The organism is Corallococcus sp. 4LFB, from assembly GCF_046520365.1.
GTDB classification, from domain to species: domain Bacteria; phylum Myxococcota; class Myxococcia; order Myxococcales; family Myxococcaceae; genus Corallococcus; species Corallococcus caeni.
The window spans coordinates 12,044-29,230 of record NZ_JBKGHJ010000041.1; the positions used below are offsets into that span (position 1 = coordinate 12,044).

Annotated in this window: 15 protein-coding genes and 1 pseudogene; 12 read left to right on the top strand and 4 right to left on the bottom strand. The window is 70.8% G+C overall.

What is annotated here, in order from left to right:
• Window positions 1-4: 4 nt before the first annotated feature.
• Window positions 5-2,613 (bottom strand): annotated as a pseudogene (locus ACLEQD_RS07220) (DUF3656 domain-containing U32 family peptidase).
• A gap of 280 nt (window positions 2,614-2,893) precedes the next feature.
• On the opposite strand from ACLEQD_RS07220, the gene ACLEQD_RS07225 reads away from it, so the two are divergent.
• The 5 genes from ACLEQD_RS07225 (at window position 2,894) to ACLEQD_RS07245 (ending at window position 10,337) form a co-directional block, all read left to right on the top strand.
• A complete protein-coding gene (locus ACLEQD_RS07225; protein WP_410382798.1) occupies window positions 2,894-4,039 on the top strand; it encodes a heparan-alpha-glucosaminide N-acetyltransferase domain-containing protein in 1,146 nt (381 codons plus the stop codon).
• An 84-nt stretch (window positions 4,040-4,123) separates the two neighbouring features.
• The gene (grxC, locus tag ACLEQD_RS07230) at window positions 4,124-4,402 is read left to right on the top strand and encodes a glutaredoxin 3 (RefSeq protein ID WP_410382799.1); all 279 of its coding nucleotides are present in this window, start codon (window positions 4,124-4,126) and stop codon (window positions 4,400-4,402) included.
• Between the two features lie 374 nt (window positions 4,403-4,776).
• Window positions 4,777-6,414: a nitrous oxide reductase family maturation protein NosD gene (locus tag ACLEQD_RS07235; protein WP_410382800.1), complete on the top strand. Its 1,638-nt coding sequence runs from the start codon at window positions 4,777-4,779 to the stop codon at window positions 6,412-6,414.
• Between the two features lie 52 nt (window positions 6,415-6,466).
• Window positions 6,467-8,425: a PAS domain S-box protein gene (locus tag ACLEQD_RS07240; RefSeq protein WP_410382801.1), complete on the top strand. Its 1,959-nt coding sequence runs from the start codon at window positions 6,467-6,469 to the stop codon at window positions 8,423-8,425.
• Complete coding sequence (locus tag ACLEQD_RS07245) at window positions 8,415-10,337, top strand: ATP-binding protein (RefSeq protein ID WP_410382803.1); 1,923 nt, start codon at window positions 8,415-8,417, stop codon at window positions 10,335-10,337. The genes ACLEQD_RS07240 and ACLEQD_RS07245 overlap by 11 nt, the downstream gene beginning before the upstream one ends.
• Window positions 10,338-10,357: 20 nt before the next feature.
• On the opposite strand, the gene ACLEQD_RS07250 is transcribed toward ACLEQD_RS07245, so the two are convergent.
• A complete protein-coding gene (locus tag ACLEQD_RS07250; protein ID WP_410382804.1) occupies window positions 10,358-11,224 on the bottom strand; it encodes a hypothetical protein in 867 nt (288 codons plus the stop codon).
• Between the two features lie 314 nt (window positions 11,225-11,538).
• Here ACLEQD_RS07250 and ACLEQD_RS07255 point away from each other — a divergent pair, with 314 nt between their 5' ends.
• The 4 genes from ACLEQD_RS07255 (at window position 11,539) to ACLEQD_RS07270 (ending at window position 14,292) form a co-directional block, all read left to right on the top strand.
• Window positions 11,539-12,282, top strand: a complete 744-nt coding sequence (locus tag ACLEQD_RS07255) for a MotA/TolQ/ExbB proton channel family protein (RefSeq protein ID WP_171417378.1) — start codon at window positions 11,539-11,541, stop codon at window positions 12,280-12,282.
• Between the two features lie 154 nt (window positions 12,283-12,436).
• The gene (locus ACLEQD_RS07260) at window positions 12,437-12,925 is read left to right on the top strand and encodes an ExbD/TolR family protein (RefSeq protein WP_120629553.1); all 489 of its coding nucleotides are present in this window, start codon (window positions 12,437-12,439) and stop codon (window positions 12,923-12,925) included.
• An 18-nt stretch (window positions 12,926-12,943) separates the two neighbouring features.
• Window positions 12,944-13,522: an ExbD/TolR family protein gene (locus ACLEQD_RS07265; protein WP_120529976.1), complete on the top strand. Its 579-nt coding sequence runs from the start codon at window positions 12,944-12,946 to the stop codon at window positions 13,520-13,522.
• A gap of 110 nt (window positions 13,523-13,632) precedes the next feature.
• On the top strand, window positions 13,633-14,292 hold the full coding sequence (locus ACLEQD_RS07270; protein ID WP_410382805.1) for an HAD family hydrolase: 660 nt from the start codon (window positions 13,633-13,635) through the stop codon (window positions 14,290-14,292).
• Between the two features lie 72 nt (window positions 14,293-14,364).
• Here ACLEQD_RS07270 and ACLEQD_RS07275 read toward each other — a convergent pair whose 3' ends face one another.
• A complete protein-coding gene (locus tag ACLEQD_RS07275; RefSeq protein ID WP_410382806.1) occupies window positions 14,365-15,492 on the bottom strand; it encodes a fatty acid desaturase family protein in 1,128 nt (375 codons plus the stop codon).
• Between the two features lie 358 nt (window positions 15,493-15,850).
• On the opposite strand from ACLEQD_RS07275, the gene ACLEQD_RS07280 reads away from it, so the two are divergent.
• The gene (locus tag ACLEQD_RS07280) at window positions 15,851-16,057 is read left to right on the top strand and encodes a cold-shock protein (protein WP_120529979.1); all 207 of its coding nucleotides are present in this window, start codon (window positions 15,851-15,853) and stop codon (window positions 16,055-16,057) included.
• A 92-nt stretch (window positions 16,058-16,149) separates the two neighbouring features.
• On the top strand, window positions 16,150-16,341 hold the full coding sequence (locus ACLEQD_RS07285; RefSeq protein WP_120529980.1) for a hypothetical protein: 192 nt from the start codon (window positions 16,150-16,152) through the stop codon (window positions 16,339-16,341).
• Between the two features lie 106 nt (window positions 16,342-16,447).
• Here the strand turns inward: ACLEQD_RS07285 and ACLEQD_RS07290 are convergent, their stop codons facing one another.
• Window positions 16,448-16,669, bottom strand: coding sequence for a hypothetical protein (locus tag ACLEQD_RS07290; RefSeq protein ID WP_410382808.1), 222 nt, complete (start codon window positions 16,667-16,669; stop codon window positions 16,448-16,450).
• A gap of 226 nt (window positions 16,670-16,895) precedes the next feature.
• Here ACLEQD_RS07290 and ACLEQD_RS07295 point away from each other — a divergent pair.
• Window positions 16,896-17,187, top strand: a 292-nt coding sequence (locus ACLEQD_RS07295; protein ID WP_410382809.1) for an MASE1 domain-containing protein, incomplete at its 3' end; no start/stop codon positions are given.

Consider the following 17,187-nt stretch of genomic DNA (forward strand, 5'->3'; position numbering starts at 1 on the left):
GTCTTCAGCGCGCGTTCGCCGCCGGGTGCTTGAGCACCTGCATCGTGCCGCGCGTGACGCCGAACTGCTCGTGCACCGCCGCGCGCTTCACCGCCTCCGCGGGCGACAGCCGGCCCGTGAGCAGCTCCTGGTACGCGGCCAGCACGCGCGTGGCCTCTTCACGCGTCTCGCGCACGAACTCCACGCGGAACCTGCGCACGCCGCGCTCCAGCAGCCGGGGTACCAGTGACGCCGCGCTCTGCGCCTGCGCGTTGAACACCGTGTTGCGGCACCCCACGTCCACGATGACCGGGTGCTCCAATCCCAGCCGGTCCTTCAGCGCGATGGCGTGCTTCTCACACGGCCGCCCGCAGGCCTTGTAGTCGCGGCCGTTGGACAGCGTGTGGGAATACACGCAGTGCTCCGTGTGGAACGTCGCGATGTGGTGGTGCAGCGCCACCGCGAACCGGTGCGCCGGCGCCTGCTCCAGCAGCGCGAAGAGCTGCTCCGAATCCAGGTCGTGCGACACCGTCAGCGTGTCCAGCCCCAGGCTCAACAGGTGCGCCGCCGTCAGCGAGTTCGTGACGTTGAGCGAGAAGTCCCCGTGCAGCACCGGCCGCGACGCCCCCGCCGGCTGCTCCAGGAAGTGCATCATCGCGCCCCAGTGGCGCACCAGCACCGCGTCCGGCCGCAGCCGGTCCAGGCGCGTGTCGTAGCCCTCCTCGCCCGGCTTCTGCACGCGCACCGTGGCGATGGTGACGCGCAGCCCCGCCGCGCGTGCCCGCTCCACCGCCTTCTGGAGCCCCACCAGCTCCATCCAGTCCAGCTCCACCTCGCGCAGCCCCGCTGCGATGACCGCCTCCAGCTGCGCGTCGTTCCGGCACAGCGGCAGCAACCGGGGCGCGTCCTCCGCCGGCCGCGAAGCCACCCTCGCCAGCAGGCCCTGACGCACGTCGGCCTCCACCGGCTCCGTGCTCACGGTCCGCGCGGGGCCGCGCTCCACGTCCGCCGTCAGCTCCGCCACCAGCTGCCGGCGCAGCGCCTTCAGCTCCGACACGGGCAGGTGCAGCCCCGGCGCCAGCCCGGACGCCTCCAGCGCCGCCAGGTGGACGACGTGCCGCCCAGCGCGGCCAGCTTGTCCTTGAGCAGCGCCGCGTCCACGCCCGCGCCCCGCGACGGCGCGAGCAGCGTCGTGCCCACGGCCTCGCGCGTGAACCGCCCGGTGCTCATCCGCACGCGCAGCGGCGTGCCCTCCGCGCCGGACACCCACAGCGACAGCGGGATGCGGCCCTCGGGCTCACCCTCCGCGAGCAGCTCCCCCGTGCGCCGCGCCAGCGCCGGGTCGCTGTTCAGCCACACGCGCTGCCCGGGCGCCACGCGGCCCAGGTCCGGCCCGGGATGCCCGAAGCCCAGCACCCACGCGCCGCCCTCGCGCTCCACACGGAAGATGGGGCCGCCCGGCTCGTGCTTGTCCTCCGGCGCGCCCGCGTCGAACACCACGCCCATGCCCGGACGCGGATCCACGTCCGCGGGGTCGGGCTCGCCCGTGAGCGGCGCGGACACGTGGCCCGCCGGGGCCTCCGGACGCTCGTCGCCCAGGCCCAGCGCGCCCGTCCACGGCCGGTCGTCCGGCACCACGAGCACGTCCTTGCCCGCCACCGCGTGCACGCGGCCCAGGTACAGCCCGCGGTGCTTCGGGAAGCGCCCCTCCACCAGCGTCTGGTGGTCGGACCCCGCCAGGAAGCCGTGCGAGAAGCCCCGGCTGTACGACAGCGACATCTCCGCCAGGTCCTTCGCCAGCCGCGCGCCGTCGGGCTTCCCCGCCATCACGCCGTCCAGCCAGCGGCGGTAGCCCTGCACCGTGCTGGAGACGTACTGCGGCCCCTTGAGCCGGCCTTCGATCTTCAGGCTGTGCACGCCGATGTCCGCCAGCTCCGGCACCGCGCGCACGCCCGCCAGGTCCTTGGGGCTGAGCAGGTACTTCACCTCGCCCAGGTCGCGCGTCTCGCCGTCCACCACCAGGTCGTACGGCAGCCGGCAGGACTGCGCGCACTGGCCGCGGTTGGCGGACCGGCCGCCCCAGGCCTCGCTCGTGAGGCACTGGCCGCTCCACGACATGCAGAGCGCGCCGTGGATGAAGACCTCCAGCTCGATGTCCGTCTGCGACGCCAGCCGGCGGATCTCCGCCACCGACAGCTCGCGCGGCACCACCATGCGCGTGAAGCCCAGGCCCGTGGCGAACCGCGCGCCCTCCGCGCTGGACAGCGTCATCTGCGTGGACGCGTGCAGCTCCAGCTGGGGGCACACCGCCCGCGCCAGCAGCGCCACCGCCGGGTCCTGCACGATGAGCGCGTCCACGCCCGCCTTCGCCACGCCGCGCAGCAGGTGCTCCACCACCGGCAGCTCCGGCTCGAACACCAGCGTGTTCAGCGTCACGTAGGCCCGGGCGCCCGCCCGGTGGATGAGCCCCACCGTCTCCGGCAGCCGTTCGAGCGAGAAGTTCTCCGCGCGGGCGCGCGCGTTGAAGCCTTCATCGAGCCCGAAGTACACGGCGTCCGCGCCACTGGCGAGGGCGGCACGCAACGACTCCAGGTCACCAGCGGGGGCGAGGATTTCGGGGCGTCGGGGAGACATGTCTTCCTAACTACCACGCCGACCCCGGCTGCTCCCCACTTGATGCCCGTCCACTCACCAGACGGGCGTCCCGCCGACCCGGCTGATTCCAGCACAACCCACCGCGTCAGACGGGTGCTTGGCGTGACAAGGACTCCAGCGGCAAGGGTGCGCCCGCCGGATGTTTGTCTTTGATGGGGGCGGTGATATTCCTGTCAGCAGGCGCGCAGGGCAGGCACCCGCGAATGGCGGGTGGGGGATGCCATCAAGAACCGCGCGCCCTCTTCCGAAGGGATTCCCAATGCAGCGCGAGCAGGTGTCGGGGGCGCGCTCCGCCTCCGGGCGGCTGGAAGCGGTGGATGCCATGCGGGGCACGGTGATGCTGCTCGTGTTCCTGTCGCACTTCGCGGATGCGTATCTCTATCCGCTGGGCGGTGAGGCCGCGCACCTGCGCGAGCGGATGAACCTGCTGACGATGATGGCCACGCCCGGCTTCATGGTCATCAGCGGCCTGATGCTGGGGCTCTTGCACTCGCGCAGCCGCGACTTCGGCCCGCTGCGCAAGCGGCTCCAGCGCCGCGGCCTGTTCCTGCTCACCGCGGGCCACCTGCTCATCGTGCCCACCTGCCGCTTCTGGGCGGACGAGCCGCTGTACCTGCTGCGCATCCTGCCGGTGACGGACACCATCGGGCTGGCGCTGCTCGTGGGGCCCTGGGTGGTGACGCGGCTGAACGGCCGGGCCCGCGCAGGCCTGGGCCTGGGGCTGTTCGCGCTGAGCTGGGCGGTGAGCCTGGGGTGGTGGCCGGAGTCGGCCGTGGCCCGCACGCTCAAGGAGGCCTTCTTCGGCCAGCGCGAGCTGTCCGTGATGCTCTCCACCTTCCCGGTGGTGCCGTGGCTGGGCGTGTACCTGGTGGGCAGCATGTTCGGCGAGTGGCTGGGGACGTGGGGCCGCGCGGACGTGAAGGGCGTGGGCCGGCGCTTCGAGCTCGTGGGCCTGGGCATCGCCGTGGGCGGCGCCGGGCTGGTGGTGCTCCACCTCGCGGTGCGCCACCTGTGGCACGGCGCGGGCTTCGACACGCTGATGGCGCTCACGTCGCAGGCGCAGAAGTACCCGCCGGGGCCCGCCTACGTCGCGCTCTATGGCGGCACGGTGCTCGCGCTGATGGGCTTGCTGATGCGCGCCGAGCAGGCCGGCTACCTGTCGCGCTACCTGAAGGCGGCGAGCGTCATCGGCCGGCGCTCGCTGCTCGCGTTCGTGCTCCAGTTCTACGTGTACTACGTGGGCCTGTACCTCCTGCGGCTGCACTACACGCCGCTGTGGCCGCTGCTGTTCGTCTTCACCGTGGGGCTCCAGTGGTGCGCCCTGTACGCGTGGGACCTGCGCGACCGTGCCCGGGAGGCCGCCACGCGCCTGCCCGCGGGCGTGCCCGTGTCCGGCGCTCGCTGAAGGGGACGAGCAGGGGAGCGGGCGGGCTCACGCCGGGTGGCGGACCGCCAGTCGCGTCCCCACCCTTCGACGCAGGAGGTCGTGATGCTCGAGGTCGTCGTCTACATGAAGCGCACCTGTCCCTATTCACGGCAGGCCATGGACCTGCTCAACGAGAAGGGCTGCGAGTTCCAGAAGGTGGATGTCGCCGCGGACGAGAAGCGGCGCGAGGAGATGATGGAGCGCTGTGGCCGCCACACCGTGCCGCAGATCTTCATCGCGGGCCGCCATGTCGGTGGCTGCGATGACCTGTACGCGCTGGAGGAGCGCGGGGAGCTGGATGCGCTCCTCGGCCGCGAGGCCCGGGACTCCGGCGCGCCCTGACGCCGTCATCCGTTGCCGTGCCCGGGCCGTGCCCTCCTTCCGGAGGACGCGGCCCGCGTGTCTCCAGGGCAGCGGCGTCGTCCCCCCGGGCAGTGGCCGTGACAGGCCCGGCGGCGGAACTTGTCGCGCCCCTGGGACGGGGCCTCCCGGGTGGGAGCCTTGAGGCCCGTCCTGCGCGCGGTGCCCACCCTCCGGCACACTCGCGGGCCCCTGTCGCCAGGCCCAACCGCGCGGATTCACCTTCCTGCCCGGCTGCCCGGCAACCAGGCGTCGCAGCTGTCCCGGGCTGACGGGGAATGCGCGGCGCGCGTGCTCCCGTTGCCGGCCGACCCCGCGAGCGCACCTCCGCGCCGTGAACCCCACGAGGAGCCTCCATGCGCTTCCGCCTGACCCTGACGACCCTCGTCTGCGCCACCGGGATGCTCGCTGGCACCGTCGGCTGTACCGGCAAGGTCGAACCCGCGCCCGCGACAGCCACGCCTCCAAGCACGTCCAGCCCACCCATCGTCCCCCCGCCGGAGCGGCCCCAGCCGCCGGCCGACGCGGGCACCGGTGTGGACGGCGGGGTCGCCACGGAGGACGGTGGTACTCCCACGGAGCCGCAGGAGCCCGAGCCTCCGCCGCCCGCCGAAGCGCAGTACACGCGCGTGCTCTGGGTGTCCCCCAGCGGCAACGACTCCGCGGCGGGCACGCAAAGCCTGCCCCTGCGCACGGTCGCGCGCGCCTTGTCCCTGGTGAAGCCCGGTGAAGCGGTGTTCCTCCTGTCCGGCACGTGGCGCGAACACGTGCAGTTGACGGAGCGGCAGGGCACGGCGGCGAAACCGCTGACGCTCCGGGCCGCGCCGGGCGCCACGGCCATCCTCAAGGGCGGCGCCATTGGCGGGACGGCGCTCGTGGACGTGAGCGGCGCATACTGGAACCTCGAGGGGCTCACGGTGGACGTGGGCGGCGAGCGCACGTTCGCGGTGATGTGGCGCGGCGCGGGCGCGCACCACGGCGTGCTCAAGGACAGCATCCTGAAGAACGGCACGGAGGGCGCGGGCGCCTACGTGACGGACAAGGCGCACGACGTCCTCATCGAGAACAACGACATCTCCCACTTCGACCAGGGGCAGGTGGACAGCCACGGCGTCGCGGTGCAGACCTCCGCGTTCAACGTGGTGGTGCGCGGCAATGACATCCACCACAACTCCGGCGACGGCGTGCAGTGCCTGGGGCCGGAGGGTGGCGCCACCAACCCGGGCACGCCGTTCGACAACCTGCTCGTGGAGGACAACCGGCTCCACGACAACCGGGAGAACGGCGCGGACATCAAGACGTGCACCCGCGTCACGCTGCGCGGCAACACCATCTACAACCACCGCGCCGTGTCCACCGCCGCGGGCGAGGGCATCCTCGTCCACATGTCCCCGTCCGACGTCACGCTGGAGGACAACGTCTTCTACGCCAACGCGCGCGCCATCCAGATTGGCGGCAACCGCGAGGGCGCGCCCCCCACGCGCGTCATTATCCGCCGCAACCTCATCCACGACGGCCTGGGCGAAGCGGACGGCGAGGAGGGCACCGGCATCCGCGTGGACGCGTCCGTGGACGTGAAGGTGCAGCACAACACCGTGTGGAACCTGAGCGGCGCGTGCCTCATCTTCGGCGCGGGCTCCAACGGCTCCAGCCAGGGCCTGGACGTGCGCAACAACCTCTTCACCGGCTGCGGCACCGCCGCGCGCGCGGGTCCGGGCCGGAGCGGCGCGGTGGTGGACGGCAACCTGTACCACCGGAGCGGCGGCGCGGTGGCCTTCAACCTGGAGGGCGCCACCGTGAGCCTGGCGGACTGGCGCTCGAAGGCAGGCCTGGACAAGCGCTCCCAGGAGCGTCCCCCCGCCTTCGTGGACCCGGGCGCGGACGACTACCAGCTGGCGGCGCAGTCCCCCGCTCGCGAGGCGGGCCTGTCCCTGGGGCTGCCCTTCTGCGGGGCGGCGCCGGACCAGGGCGCCTTCGAGTCAGGCTGCCCCTGACCCCCGGGGTTGTGTAGACTCCGGCCCCCCTCGCCCCGGAGTCCTGCGCCCCGTGTCGGCCCCGTCGGAACCCGCCTTCGGCATCGTCCTGGTCCCCCCGGGGTCGGTGGCCCGCGAACCCCTGAACGCCTGCGCCGAGCGCGCGGGCCTGCGCGTGGTGGATGACCCGGACGACGCCTCGCTGGCGCTGGTGGACCTCACCGCGCCCGGCTGCGGCCCCGCCGTGGTGGAGCTGCTCACGTCCCTCAACGGGCCCCACCTCACGCTCATCGCGGTGGTGTCCCCGGAGCCGCGCGGCTTCGCCGCCGTGGACACGCTGCGCCCCGCGGACATCGTCACCCACCAGGGGCTGCCGCACGAGCTCACCTGGCGCCTGCAGCGCGCCGCGGAGCGCCACCGCGAGCGCGAGGAGCAGGCCCGCAGCCAGACGGACCTGGCGCTGCTGCTGGAGCTCACCGCCGACTACGCGGAGAGCTCCGACGTGGAGGCGCTCCTGCACGGCGTGACGCGACGCCTGGCGGAGCAGCTGGACATCGCGCGCGCCACGCTGGTGATGGTGGGCGGCGGCGCGGACGAGGGCGTCATCGTCGCCGCCAGCGACGACCCGGGCATGAAGGACCTGCGCATCGACCTGGCGCGCTATCCCGAAATCCGCGAGGTCGTCCGCACCGGCAAGCCCGTCGTGATGCAGGAGGCCGCCACGCACCCGCTGCTGGGCGACCTGGAGCGCCGGGCCGTGGCCGCGCGAGGCATCCACGCCATCGCCGCGCTGCCGCTGCCCATCCGGGGCCAGGTGCGCGGCGTGCTGCTGTTGCGCGCGGCCGGGCGCAGGCGCGCGTTCAGCACGCGCGAAATCGACTTCCTCACCACCGTGGCCCACGCCACGGCGGTGGCGCTGCGGAGCGCGTCGGTGCTCCAGTCCGTGCAGACGGCGCGGCTGGCGGCGGAGGAGAAGGCCGCCTCGTTCAAGCCCTACCAGCTCTTCTTCGCCCACGTGAGCGAGGGCGTGGCCATCCTCGATGACGAGGCCGCCGTGCTGTCGCTCAACCCCTCCGGCGCGTCCATGCTGGACACGACCGCCAGCGACGCCCGGGGCAAGCACCTGAATCAAATCACCCAGCCGGTGGACGACGGCGTGCTGATGGAGCTGGTGACGTCCGCGTCGCGCGGCGAGGCGCGCATGGGCGTGGACGTGGTGGTGCGCACGCCCGCGGGAAGGTGCCTCACGCTGTCCATGTCCGCCGCGCCGCTGCGCGACGAGGACGCGGCCACCATCCTGTCCTTCCGCGACGTGACGCACGCGCGCAAGCTGGAGGACGAGCTGCGCAACACGAAGGACTTCCTGGAGCGGCTCATCGACTCGTCGGTGGACGCCATCATCGCCGCCGACCTGAAGGGGCGCATCATCCTCTTCAACAAGGGCGCGGAGGCCATGTGCGGCTACACCGCGCAGGAGGCCCAGGAGAAGCTCAACGCGCTCCAGCTCTACCCGCCCGGCGTCGCCCAGCGCATCATGGCCCAGCTGCGCGGGCCGGAGATGGGCGGCAAGGGCCGGCTGTCGCTCACGCGCCAGGAGCTGATGCACCGCTCCGGTGAGCGCGTGCCCGTGAACATGACGGCCTCCATCGTCTACGAGGGCGGCCGCGAGTCCTTCTCCGTGGGCATCTTCACGGACCTCCGGGACCGGGTGCAGCTGGAGCGCAAGCTGTCCGACGTGGAGACGCGGCTGGAGGAGAGTGAGAAGAACGCCGTCATCGTCGCGCTCGCCGGCACCGCGGCCCACGAGCTCAACCAGCCCCTCACCTCCGTGATGGGCTACGCGGAGCTGCTCAAGCGCAAGCTCAAGGAGGAGGACTTCGCCTTCAGGCCGGTGGACATCATCTACCGCGAGGCGGAGCGCATGGCGGAGATCGTCCGGAAGATCGGGAAGATCACCCGCTACGAGACGAAGTCGTACGTGGGGGCGCAGCAGATCCTCGACCTGGACAAGGCCAGCTCCCATGAAGAGTGAGGTCCGCGCCGTGCGTCCGCCCGGAACCCTGGCCCCTGACGCCTTCCAGGCCTTCTTCGACGCGCTGGACGAGCCCGCCGCCGTCTGCGACGTGGCCCTGCGCATCGCGGCCGTGAACCCCGCGCTGCGCCGCTTCTGCGCCGGGCACGACATCAGCGTGGACGTGCTGGCGGAGGCCCTGGCGGGCGCCGTCGCGCCGGAGGACGGGCAGTCCCACGAGGTCGACCTCGTGCTCCAGAGCGGCACCTCGCTGGTGCTCTCCCTGTCGCGCCGCGCGGACACCGTGGCGGTGCGCGCCCGCGTGGACACGGAGGTCATCAGCGGCCGGCTGGTGGTCGCGGAGCGGGCCCTCTTGGAGCAGGCGCGCACGGAGGGCGTGCTCCTGGACCTGGGCCGCAGCGTGGCGGAGGCCGGCGGCGAGGAGGAGCTGGTGGCCGCGGTGGCGCGCGGCGTGAAGGAGCTGTTCCCCGGCCGCGCCTTCTGCATCCGCATCGTGGACGCGCGCTCCGGCGGCCTCACGTCGCTCTACGCCGAAGGCCGCCTCAAGGAAGGCGCGCACGAACCGCTGGTCCTCTTCCAGCGCTCCGTGGAGAAGACGAACCTCACGCCCACGGCGCTGCCGCAGGGACGGGTGACCATCTCCGAAGAGGTGCCGCTGCTCTTCCACGGCAGCACCCGCGCGGTGAGCGCGCCCCTGGTCGCGAGCGGCCAGCTCTTCGGCGCCATCAACATGGAGTACCCGGAGGGGCTGGACGCGGACCCCGCGCACGACGAGCGCGTGCTGCTCCAGCTGGCCAGCCAGGTCGCCGTGGCGGTGAAGAACGCGAAGCTCATCGACGAGCTGACGTTCGTGCGCAAGTACCTGGAGGAGCTGCTGGAGAAGGCCAACGCGCTCATCCTGGTGGTCAACCGGGACAAGCAGGTCGTGGTCTTCAACCAGGCCCTGAGCGCGCTCACCGGCCTGTCCAAGGAGCAGGTGCTGGGCCGGGACCTGTCCTCGCTGGTGGCGGCCAGCGAACAGCTGCGGCTGGTGCCCGTGCTGGCCGCGGCCATGCGCGGCGAGTCCGTGAACAACTTCGAGACGCGCCTGCTCACCCGCGACGGCGGCGAGGTGCGCGTGTCCTTCGCCACCTCCTCCATGCTCACCCAGCCCGGGGAGGTGGAGGGCGTCATCGCCATTGGCCAGGACGTCACGGTGGTGAAGGAGCTGGAGAAGCGCATCATCCACGCGGAGAAGCTGGCCTCCATCGGGCAGCTGGCGGCCAGCGTGGTGCATGAAATCAACAACCCCATGACGGCGGTGGCCACCTACGCGGACGCGCTGCTCCAGCGCTCGCGGATGACGCCGGGCGCGAACCCCGCGGACCAGGAGAAGCTGAAGAAGATACTGGAGAGCAGCCACCGCATCCTGCGCTTCACCCGCGACCTGGTCAGCTACGCGCGGCCCGCGCAGGACCGGCCGGAGCGCGTGTCGCTCAACGCCGTCGTGGACATGGCGGTGGGCTTCTGCGAGCACGTCGTGTCCCAGGCCCGCGTCAGCGTGCAGCGCGACTACGCCAGCGACGTGCCGCCCCTGTCCGCCGTGCGCGCCAACCTGGTGCAGGTGTTCGTCAACCTCATCACCAACGCCTGCCACGCCATGCAGCCCGGGGGACAGGTGCAGCTGACCACCCTGCAGGAGGGCACGGAGGCGGTGGTGCGCGTGCGCGACACCGGCACCGGCATCGAGCCGCGCGACCTGTCGCGCATCTTCGAGCCCTTCTTCACCACCAAGCCCGAAGGCCGCGGCACGGGCCTGGGCCTGTCCATCTGCCAGGGCATCGTGGAGAACCACGGCGGGCGCCTCACCGTGGAGAGCGCGCTGGGGCAGGGCACCACCTTCACGGTGCGGCTGCCCCTGGCGGCGGACTGACGACGACGGCGGGCGCGGCCTCAGCCCTCGCCGCCCTCGTCGTCCAGCTCCCGCCGGAACTCCTCGTTCGTGAGCAGGCCCTTGCGCGCCATGATGCGCATGAGGGCCCAGAAGCGGCGCTCCAGCTCCTCCAGCCGGTCCGGCTCCTCGCGCGCCGCCTGGCCGAAGAGGTAGTCCAGGTCGTCCAGCACGCCGCCCCCGCCAGCCGACGGCGCCTTCGCCTTGCCCTTGTCCCCCGCGCCCGCGCCGCCGCGCTTGCGCTTCGCCTGCTCCTCGCGCTCGCGGATGAGGTCCGCCAGCGACGTGCGCTGCGTCTTCTCCGCCGCCGGCAGCTCCTCGCCGACGATGACCTCCTCGTCGTCCTCCACCACGGCCGGGCGCGCGGGAGGCGGAGCGGGTCTTGCAGACGGACGCGCCGCGGCAGGGCGGGAGCCCGTGGCCACGGGGACCTTGTGGTAGTAGCGCAGGATGGCGCCGCGCACCGCGGACAGCGCCGTCACCCGGCCGCTGACCTTCAGGCCGCTGGTGAACTCAATCTCCTCGATGGCGGTGATGTTCAGCGGATCCGCCATGGCCACCACCAGCTGGCGCCGGCCGCCCACGTGCTCCAGCGCGTAGGGGAACAGGTCGTGCTGTTCGCAGAAGCGCGCGCGCAGCAGGTGCACCGCCGCCCAGTCCGGCGTGATCGCCGCCAGGTCCACCTGGGGCATTTCCAGGGCCTCACTGAGCGCCTGGGCGAGCGTGGCCTCCGTGATGGCGCCCTGACCAATCAGCGTCACGCCCAGCCGCTGCCGCGTCTGTCGCTGCGCCGCGAGCCCCGCCTCCAGCTGGGCGGGGGTGATCGCACCGCGTTCCACCAGCAGCTCACCAATGCGCTTCCTGGCCATGGTTTCCCCGCCTAACACGGCCCCCGAAGGTGCCCAAATCGCTGGCACGGCTGTTGCGCAAGCCGCTGGAAAGGGCCTGCCGTGTGCCCTGTGGAGCGACTTGGCAAGCCGCGAGCCAACGCAAAATTCCTGTGAGATTTCAGTAACTAACGCTGAGGGTGCCTGCCTTGACACGCCTGGGAGCGGTTCCTAGACTCGGCGGCACCGTGATCCAAAATTCCTGCCGCTGACCTGGGTGGATGTCCACCCGGCCGGTCGCAGTGCGGAGTGGCCCGCAAGCGCGTGTCGCTCCGCCCATCTGGAGGCATTCCGTGATGAACCTGGGGTTCGTAGCCAATCTGTCCGTCCTCGCCAACGCCGCCGGCGGCAATGAGACCTTCCTGCAGGAACTGGGGCGCCGCTGGGAGTCCGGTCAGGCCGGTATGTACCCCATCGCGGTCTGTCTGGTGGTCGCGCTCTCCATCATCATCGAGCGCAGCATCGTCCTGTTCGGCAAGGCCTCCATCAACAAGGAAGGCTTCCTGCGCGGGCTGAAGAAGCACATCTACGCGGGCGACCTGGACAAGGCCATCAACTACGTGGCCGGCCAGAAGAACACGCCGCTGACCAACGTCATCAAGGCCGGCCTGATGAACGTCCCCAAGGGCCAGGAAGAGGTCCAGGCGGCGCTCGACGAGGCCAGCCTGCGTGAGACGCCGCGCCTGGAGGCGCGCACGGGCTACCTGGCGATGCTCGGCAACGCGGCGATGCTCGCGGGCCTCCTGGGCACGGTGAACGGTCTCATCACCTGCTTCGAGGCGGTGGCGAACGTGAACCCGGCCGACAAGGCGACCATTCTGGCGAACGGCATCTCGGAAGCCATGAACTGCACGGGCTTCGGTCTGCTCACGGCCATCCCGGCGCTGATCGCCTTCTCCGTGCTGATGGGCCGCACCCAGGGCCTCATCAACGACATCAACGAGACCAGCGTCTCCGTGCTGAACCTCATCGTGGCCAACCGCGACAAGTTCAAGAACCTGAACATCCCCGCGTCCGCCCACGCGCACGCCGAGGAGTAGTCCTCCTCTCGGCGGTCGCCGGTTGGAACCGGATGTGCCGGCGCGCTGTCTGGTAGCCCCGAAGTGGTGGACCCGGACAGCCGCGTCGGTTCTCAAAGTCTTCTTGAACGTCGTTCGTGCGCGAAGAGCGCGGTAGGGCAGGGAGGTAGTCGCCATGGCCGGCGGAATGGACCTGGGCACCGGCGGGAAGGGTGGCAAGAAGCCGCTCGACACCGCCATCAACATGGTGCCCTTCATCGACCTGATGGCAGTGACCATCAGCTTCCTCATCATGACGGCGGTCTGGACCCAGATTGGCCGTCTCCAGGTGTCCCAGGCCGGCGGGGCCTCCACGGACGAGCAGCAGGAGGAGGAGAAGACCAAGACGGTCCAGCTCACCCTCCTGGTGTCGCCCACGGAGATGCGCCTCACCGCCGACCAGAGCGCCTTCGACCCCATCCCCCTCACCCGGGATGACAAGGGCCGGCCGGACCTGACCAAGCTGGTGGCGCGCTTCAAGGAGTTGAAGGCGCAGCTGCCGGACCAGGCCGCCATCACCCTTCAGACCGAGGACCTGGTCCGCTACGAGGACCTGGTCCGCATCATCGACGAGTGCATCGGCTCCGGGTTGCCCCAGGTGTCGGTCTCCGCGGCGATGGGCTAACAGGAGAGCACCCAAGCCATGGGCATCAAGGTTCCCGGTAAGCGGTACGGCAAGCGGCTGGAGCACTCCAAGGTCTTCGGCCACGGCGGTCACGGCAAGAAGAACGGCAACGCGGACCTGCTCATCACCCCGCTCGTCGACATGTTCGTCATCATCGTGCTCTTCCTCATCGCGAACTTCTCCGCGACGGGCGAGGTGCTGATGATGACCAAGGACATCGTCCTTCCCGAAGCGGTCAACGTGAAGGAAGTGGAGATGCACCCGGTGGTGATGGTGTCCAACGACCAGGTCAGCGTGTCGGGCACCATCGTGGGCCGGGTGGAGGACCTCACCAAGGACGAGTACCTCAACATCCCCGCGCTGGAGGAGAAGCTGCGGGACATGAAGAAGCAGTTCGAGGACCTGCACTCCATGGCCGGCGGTGGCGAGACCTTCAAGGGCGACGTCAACATCCAGGCCAACAAGGACGTCCAGTTCAAGGTCATCAAGCGGGTGATGTTCAGCTGCGCCACGGCCGGCTACAGCAACATCAACTTCGCCGTCATCCAGGCCGGTGGCGCCGCGGCCGGTGAGAAGACCGCCGCCGTCACCCCGTAACAACCGCTTCGCGGCGGCTCCCGGCCGGTTCCGGGATCCGCGCTTCACAAAAGACGCCCTGACCCTGCATGGGTCGGGGCGTTCGCGTTTCTGCTAGAGAAGCGCCCATCATGCTCCTGCGCGCCGTGCTCTTCGACCTGGATGGGACGCTGGTGGACTCGCTGGGGGACATCGCCACGGCGATGAACCACGCGCTCACGCGGCACGGCCTGCCGCCGCACCCGGAGGCCGCCTACCTGCGCTTCGTGGGAGAGGGCGTGGCGAAGCTCGCCGAGCGGGCCACGGCCGGCGCCCCCCCCGCGCTCCAGGGGGAGGTGCTGTCCACGTACCACGCCCACTACGACGCCCACCTGTTCGACCGGACGCGCGCCTACCCGGGCGTGGAGGACGCGCTCGTGGCGCTGGCGGCGGACGGCGTGCGGCTGGGCGTGCTCAGCAACAAGTCCGACGACTTCGTGAAGCGGCTGGCGGCGCGGCTGCTGCCGGGCGTGCGCTTCACGGCCGTGTACGGCGAGCGGCCGGGCATCCCGCGCAAGCCGGACCCCACCGCGGCGCTGGCCCTGGCGGCGGAGCTGGGCGCGGCGCCGGACGCGTGCGGCTTCGTGGGGGACACCTCCGTGGACATGGACACCGCGAAGGCCGCGGGCATGTACGGCGTGGGCGTCACCTGGGGCTTCCGCACGGCGGCGGAGCTGCACGCGCACGGGGCGCGCGCGGTGGTCTCCTCGGCGGGCGAGCTCCTGGCCGCGCTGCGGTCCGCTGGCGCCTGAAAAGCAGCAGGGGCCGCCTCCTTCACGTGAGGAGGACGGCCCCTGGGGCTCCCGCGCGGTGGCTGGAGTGGCTCAGGCCGCCACGGCGAGCTTCGACTGCTCGGCGGCGGCGTCCGCCGCGGGCGGGCGGCCCAGCCGCTTGAGCATCCGGTAGTGCGACGCCACGGCGCTGCGGAAGGTCGTCGCCTCGATGTAGGGCAGGCCGTGCTCCTCGGCGGTGGCCTTCACGATTTCGCTCAGCGCCGGGTAGTGGATGCTGCACACCTTGGGGAACAGGTGGTGCTCCACCTGGAAGTTGAGGCCGCCCACGTACCAGCTCAGCAGGCGGTTCTTGCGGGCGAAGTTCGCGGTGGTGCGCAGCTGGTGCACCATCCACGCGTCCTCCACCTTGCCGTCCGCGTCCGGCACGGGGAACTCCGCGTTCTCCACCACGTGGGCCAGCTGGAAGACGATGCCCAGGATGAAGCCCGCCGTCATGTGCATGGCCAGCTGCCCCACCACGAACTGCCACCAGGTGACGTCCAGCACCAGCCACGGAATCACCAGCGTCCAGCCGTAGTACACGGCCTTCATCGCCAGCAGGCGGGCCCACTCGCCGCCCGCGTGCTTCTTCCCCTTGTAGGGGCCCAGGTCCTTCTGGAAGAAGTACTTGTAGTCCTTCGCGAACACCCAGAAGACCGTGGTCAGCGAGTACGCCGCGAACGCGTACAGGTGCTGGAAGCGGTGGTACCCCTTCCACTCGCTGTACGGCGACAGCCGCAGCTGCGGGCTCACCGTCAGGTCCTCGTCCATGCCCTGGATGTTGGTGTACGTGTGGTGCAGGACGTTGTGGGTGATGCGCCACATGTAGCTGTTCGCGCCAATGAGGTCGAACGCGAGGCCCACCACGCCGTTCACGCGGGCGTCGTCGCTGTAGGAGCCGTGCACGCCGTCATGGCCGATGCAGAAGCCGATGCCCGCGATGGCCACGCCCATCAGCACCGCCAGGCCCAGCATGCCCCAGGCGTTGAACCGGCCGCTGAGCAGCAGGCCGTAGACCCCCGCGGTGAAGCCCAGGATGGACAGGGCCTTCACGTACATGGCCTTGTTGGCTCGCTGCGAGAGGTTCCGGGTCTCGAAGTATTCGGAGACGCGTCGCTTCAGGTCCTCCGCGAAGGAGGCATCTCGCTGGCCAAAGGTCACACGGGTTGGGTTTGTCACTGGGAGGGACGCCTCACGGTTGGGGTCTGCGGGGCTGAAAACCGGTACGGGGCATCCAAGATAGGCCACGTCCGGGTGGAAGTGTTCGAGGCTGAAAACTATTCCGGAACACCGGGGCCCCCTGGAGGTGTCACCCCTGGCCGCCTGGAGCGTCAGCCAGCCGGAAATGGACCGCCCCACGAAGGCGTTTCACTGCCGGATCGAGGTTGTTACCTTCGACGTCGTGTGGGAGGCCGGGAGTGGTTCCCGGCTCGACTTCATGCCTGTTCAGGGCTAAGGCGCGGTCTTCGCCCCAAAATGCGGGGGCGGGCAGTCCGGCGATTCTCGCAGGGTTGCCAGTGGGACAAGGAAGCAGATCATGGCAAGTGGTACGGTGAAGTGGTTCAATGATGCGAAGGGTTTTGGGTTCATCACGCAGGACAGCGGTGGTCCGGACGTGTTCTGCCATCACACGGCCATCGTGGCGGACGGTTTCCGCACCCTGGCCGAGGGCCAGAAGGTGGAGTTCGACGTGAAGAAGGGCCCCAAGGGGCTCCAGGCGGAGAACGTCCGCCCGGTCGGCTGAGCCTTCCGGCTCTGCTGCTTTTCACGCATCCACGAGGTCCGGCCTTGAAGGGGCCGGGCCTCTTTTTCGCTCAATGTTTCCCAGGAGGTTCCATGCAGGGAAGGTCCACGAAGCGGCAGAAGGAAATGGCGCGCCAGCAGAAGCAGCGCGAGAAGGACGCCAAGAAGGCCGAGCGCAAGACCGAGAAGGATCAGCGTCCGGCGCGCGGGCCGGGCGAAGAGGATCCCGACATCGCCGGCATCATCCCGGGCCCGCAGCCGCTGCCCGACGCGTTCAACACCTGAGCTGGATGAAGCAACACCGCCCCGGCCCATGAGGGCACCGGGGCGGCGGTGGGCGAGGGGCCGGTGGGCCCCTTTTTCATGTCCGCACGCGCGGCTTCCGCGCGGGCTAGTCCAGGCCGTATCCCGCCCGTTCCTTGGCCTCCGCGCGGTTGTACGCGGTGGCCGCGGCGATGACGTGACACACCCAGCCGAGGATGCCGCCCGTGCCCAGCCAGAAGCCGGGCGTGACGATGAGCCAGAAGACCCCGCGCAGGATGTCACCGTTGTAGATCTGCCCCACGCCGGGGATGAAGAACGACAGCAGCGCAGCAAGACCGGGACGCGACATGAGTTTCGTTCCTCCTTGTCCCTTCCTACGGCCCCGGAGGATGTCCATTGCATCGCCGGTGGGACACCGCCTGGCTGCCAGGCGGGCCTCCCCGCGGACGGGGTGCAACGCCCTGCCGTCCCCGCTACCATGACGCATGTTCCTCCGGCCCTGGCGTCACGCCCTGGAGGGACGGGGGGAAGTCATCATCCAAGGTCGTTCTCAGGCCCGTGTGGCGGCGTTCCCGGTGCGGGGCCTCGTGGAGGTCCTCGCGCTGACGGCGGTGTACCTGCTGGCGGCGCGGGTGGCGCTGTCGCTGTCCGCGGAAGAGAGCCACATCTGTCCCGTCTGGTTGCCGTCGGGCGTGGCCCTGGGCGGGCTGCTGCTTCTGGGCGTGTCGCGCTGGCCCGCGGTGGCGCTGGGCGCGGGCGTGGTGGCGTACGCCATGGACGTGACCCCGGGCGTGGGGCTGTCCGTCGTGCTGGGCTCCACGCTGGAGGCGGTGCTGGCGGCGCTGCTGTTCCGGCGGATGGAGGGCG

Excerpts from the sequence above, each read along its gene's own strand:
- ACLEQD_RS07225 (WP_410382798.1), top strand. The coding sequence starts at position 2,894 with ATGCAGCGCGAGCAGGTGTCGGGGGCGCGCTCCGCCTCCGGGCGGCTG.
- grxC (WP_410382799.1), top strand. The coding sequence starts at position 4,124 with ATGCTCGAGGTCGTCGTCTACATGAAGCGCACCTGTCCCTATTCACGG.
- ACLEQD_RS07235 (WP_410382800.1), top strand. The coding sequence starts at position 4,777 with ATGCGCTTCCGCCTGACCCTGACGACCCTCGTCTGCGCCACCGGGATG.
- ACLEQD_RS07245 (WP_410382803.1), top strand. The coding sequence starts at position 8,415 with ATGAAGAGTGAGGTCCGCGCCGTGCGTCCGCCCGGAACCCTGGCCCCT.
- ACLEQD_RS07250 (WP_410382804.1), bottom strand. The coding sequence starts at position 11,224 with ATGGCCAGGAAGCGCATTGGTGAGCTGCTGGTGGAACGCGGTGCGATC.
- ACLEQD_RS07255 (WP_171417378.1), top strand. The coding sequence starts at position 11,539 with ATGAACCTGGGGTTCGTAGCCAATCTGTCCGTCCTCGCCAACGCCGCC.
- ACLEQD_RS07260 (WP_120629553.1), top strand. The coding sequence starts at position 12,437 with ATGGCCGGCGGAATGGACCTGGGCACCGGCGGGAAGGGTGGCAAGAAG.
- ACLEQD_RS07265 (WP_120529976.1), top strand. The coding sequence starts at position 12,944 with ATGGGCATCAAGGTTCCCGGTAAGCGGTACGGCAAGCGGCTGGAGCAC.
- ACLEQD_RS07270 (WP_410382805.1), top strand. The coding sequence starts at position 13,633 with ATGCTCCTGCGCGCCGTGCTCTTCGACCTGGATGGGACGCTGGTGGAC.
- ACLEQD_RS07280 (WP_120529979.1), top strand. The coding sequence starts at position 15,851 with ATGGCAAGTGGTACGGTGAAGTGGTTCAATGATGCGAAGGGTTTTGGG.
- ACLEQD_RS07285 (WP_120529980.1), top strand. The coding sequence starts at position 16,150 with ATGCAGGGAAGGTCCACGAAGCGGCAGAAGGAAATGGCGCGCCAGCAG.
- ACLEQD_RS07290 (WP_410382808.1), bottom strand. The coding sequence starts at position 16,669 with ATGTCGCGTCCCGGTCTTGCTGCGCTGCTGTCGTTCTTCATCCCCGGC.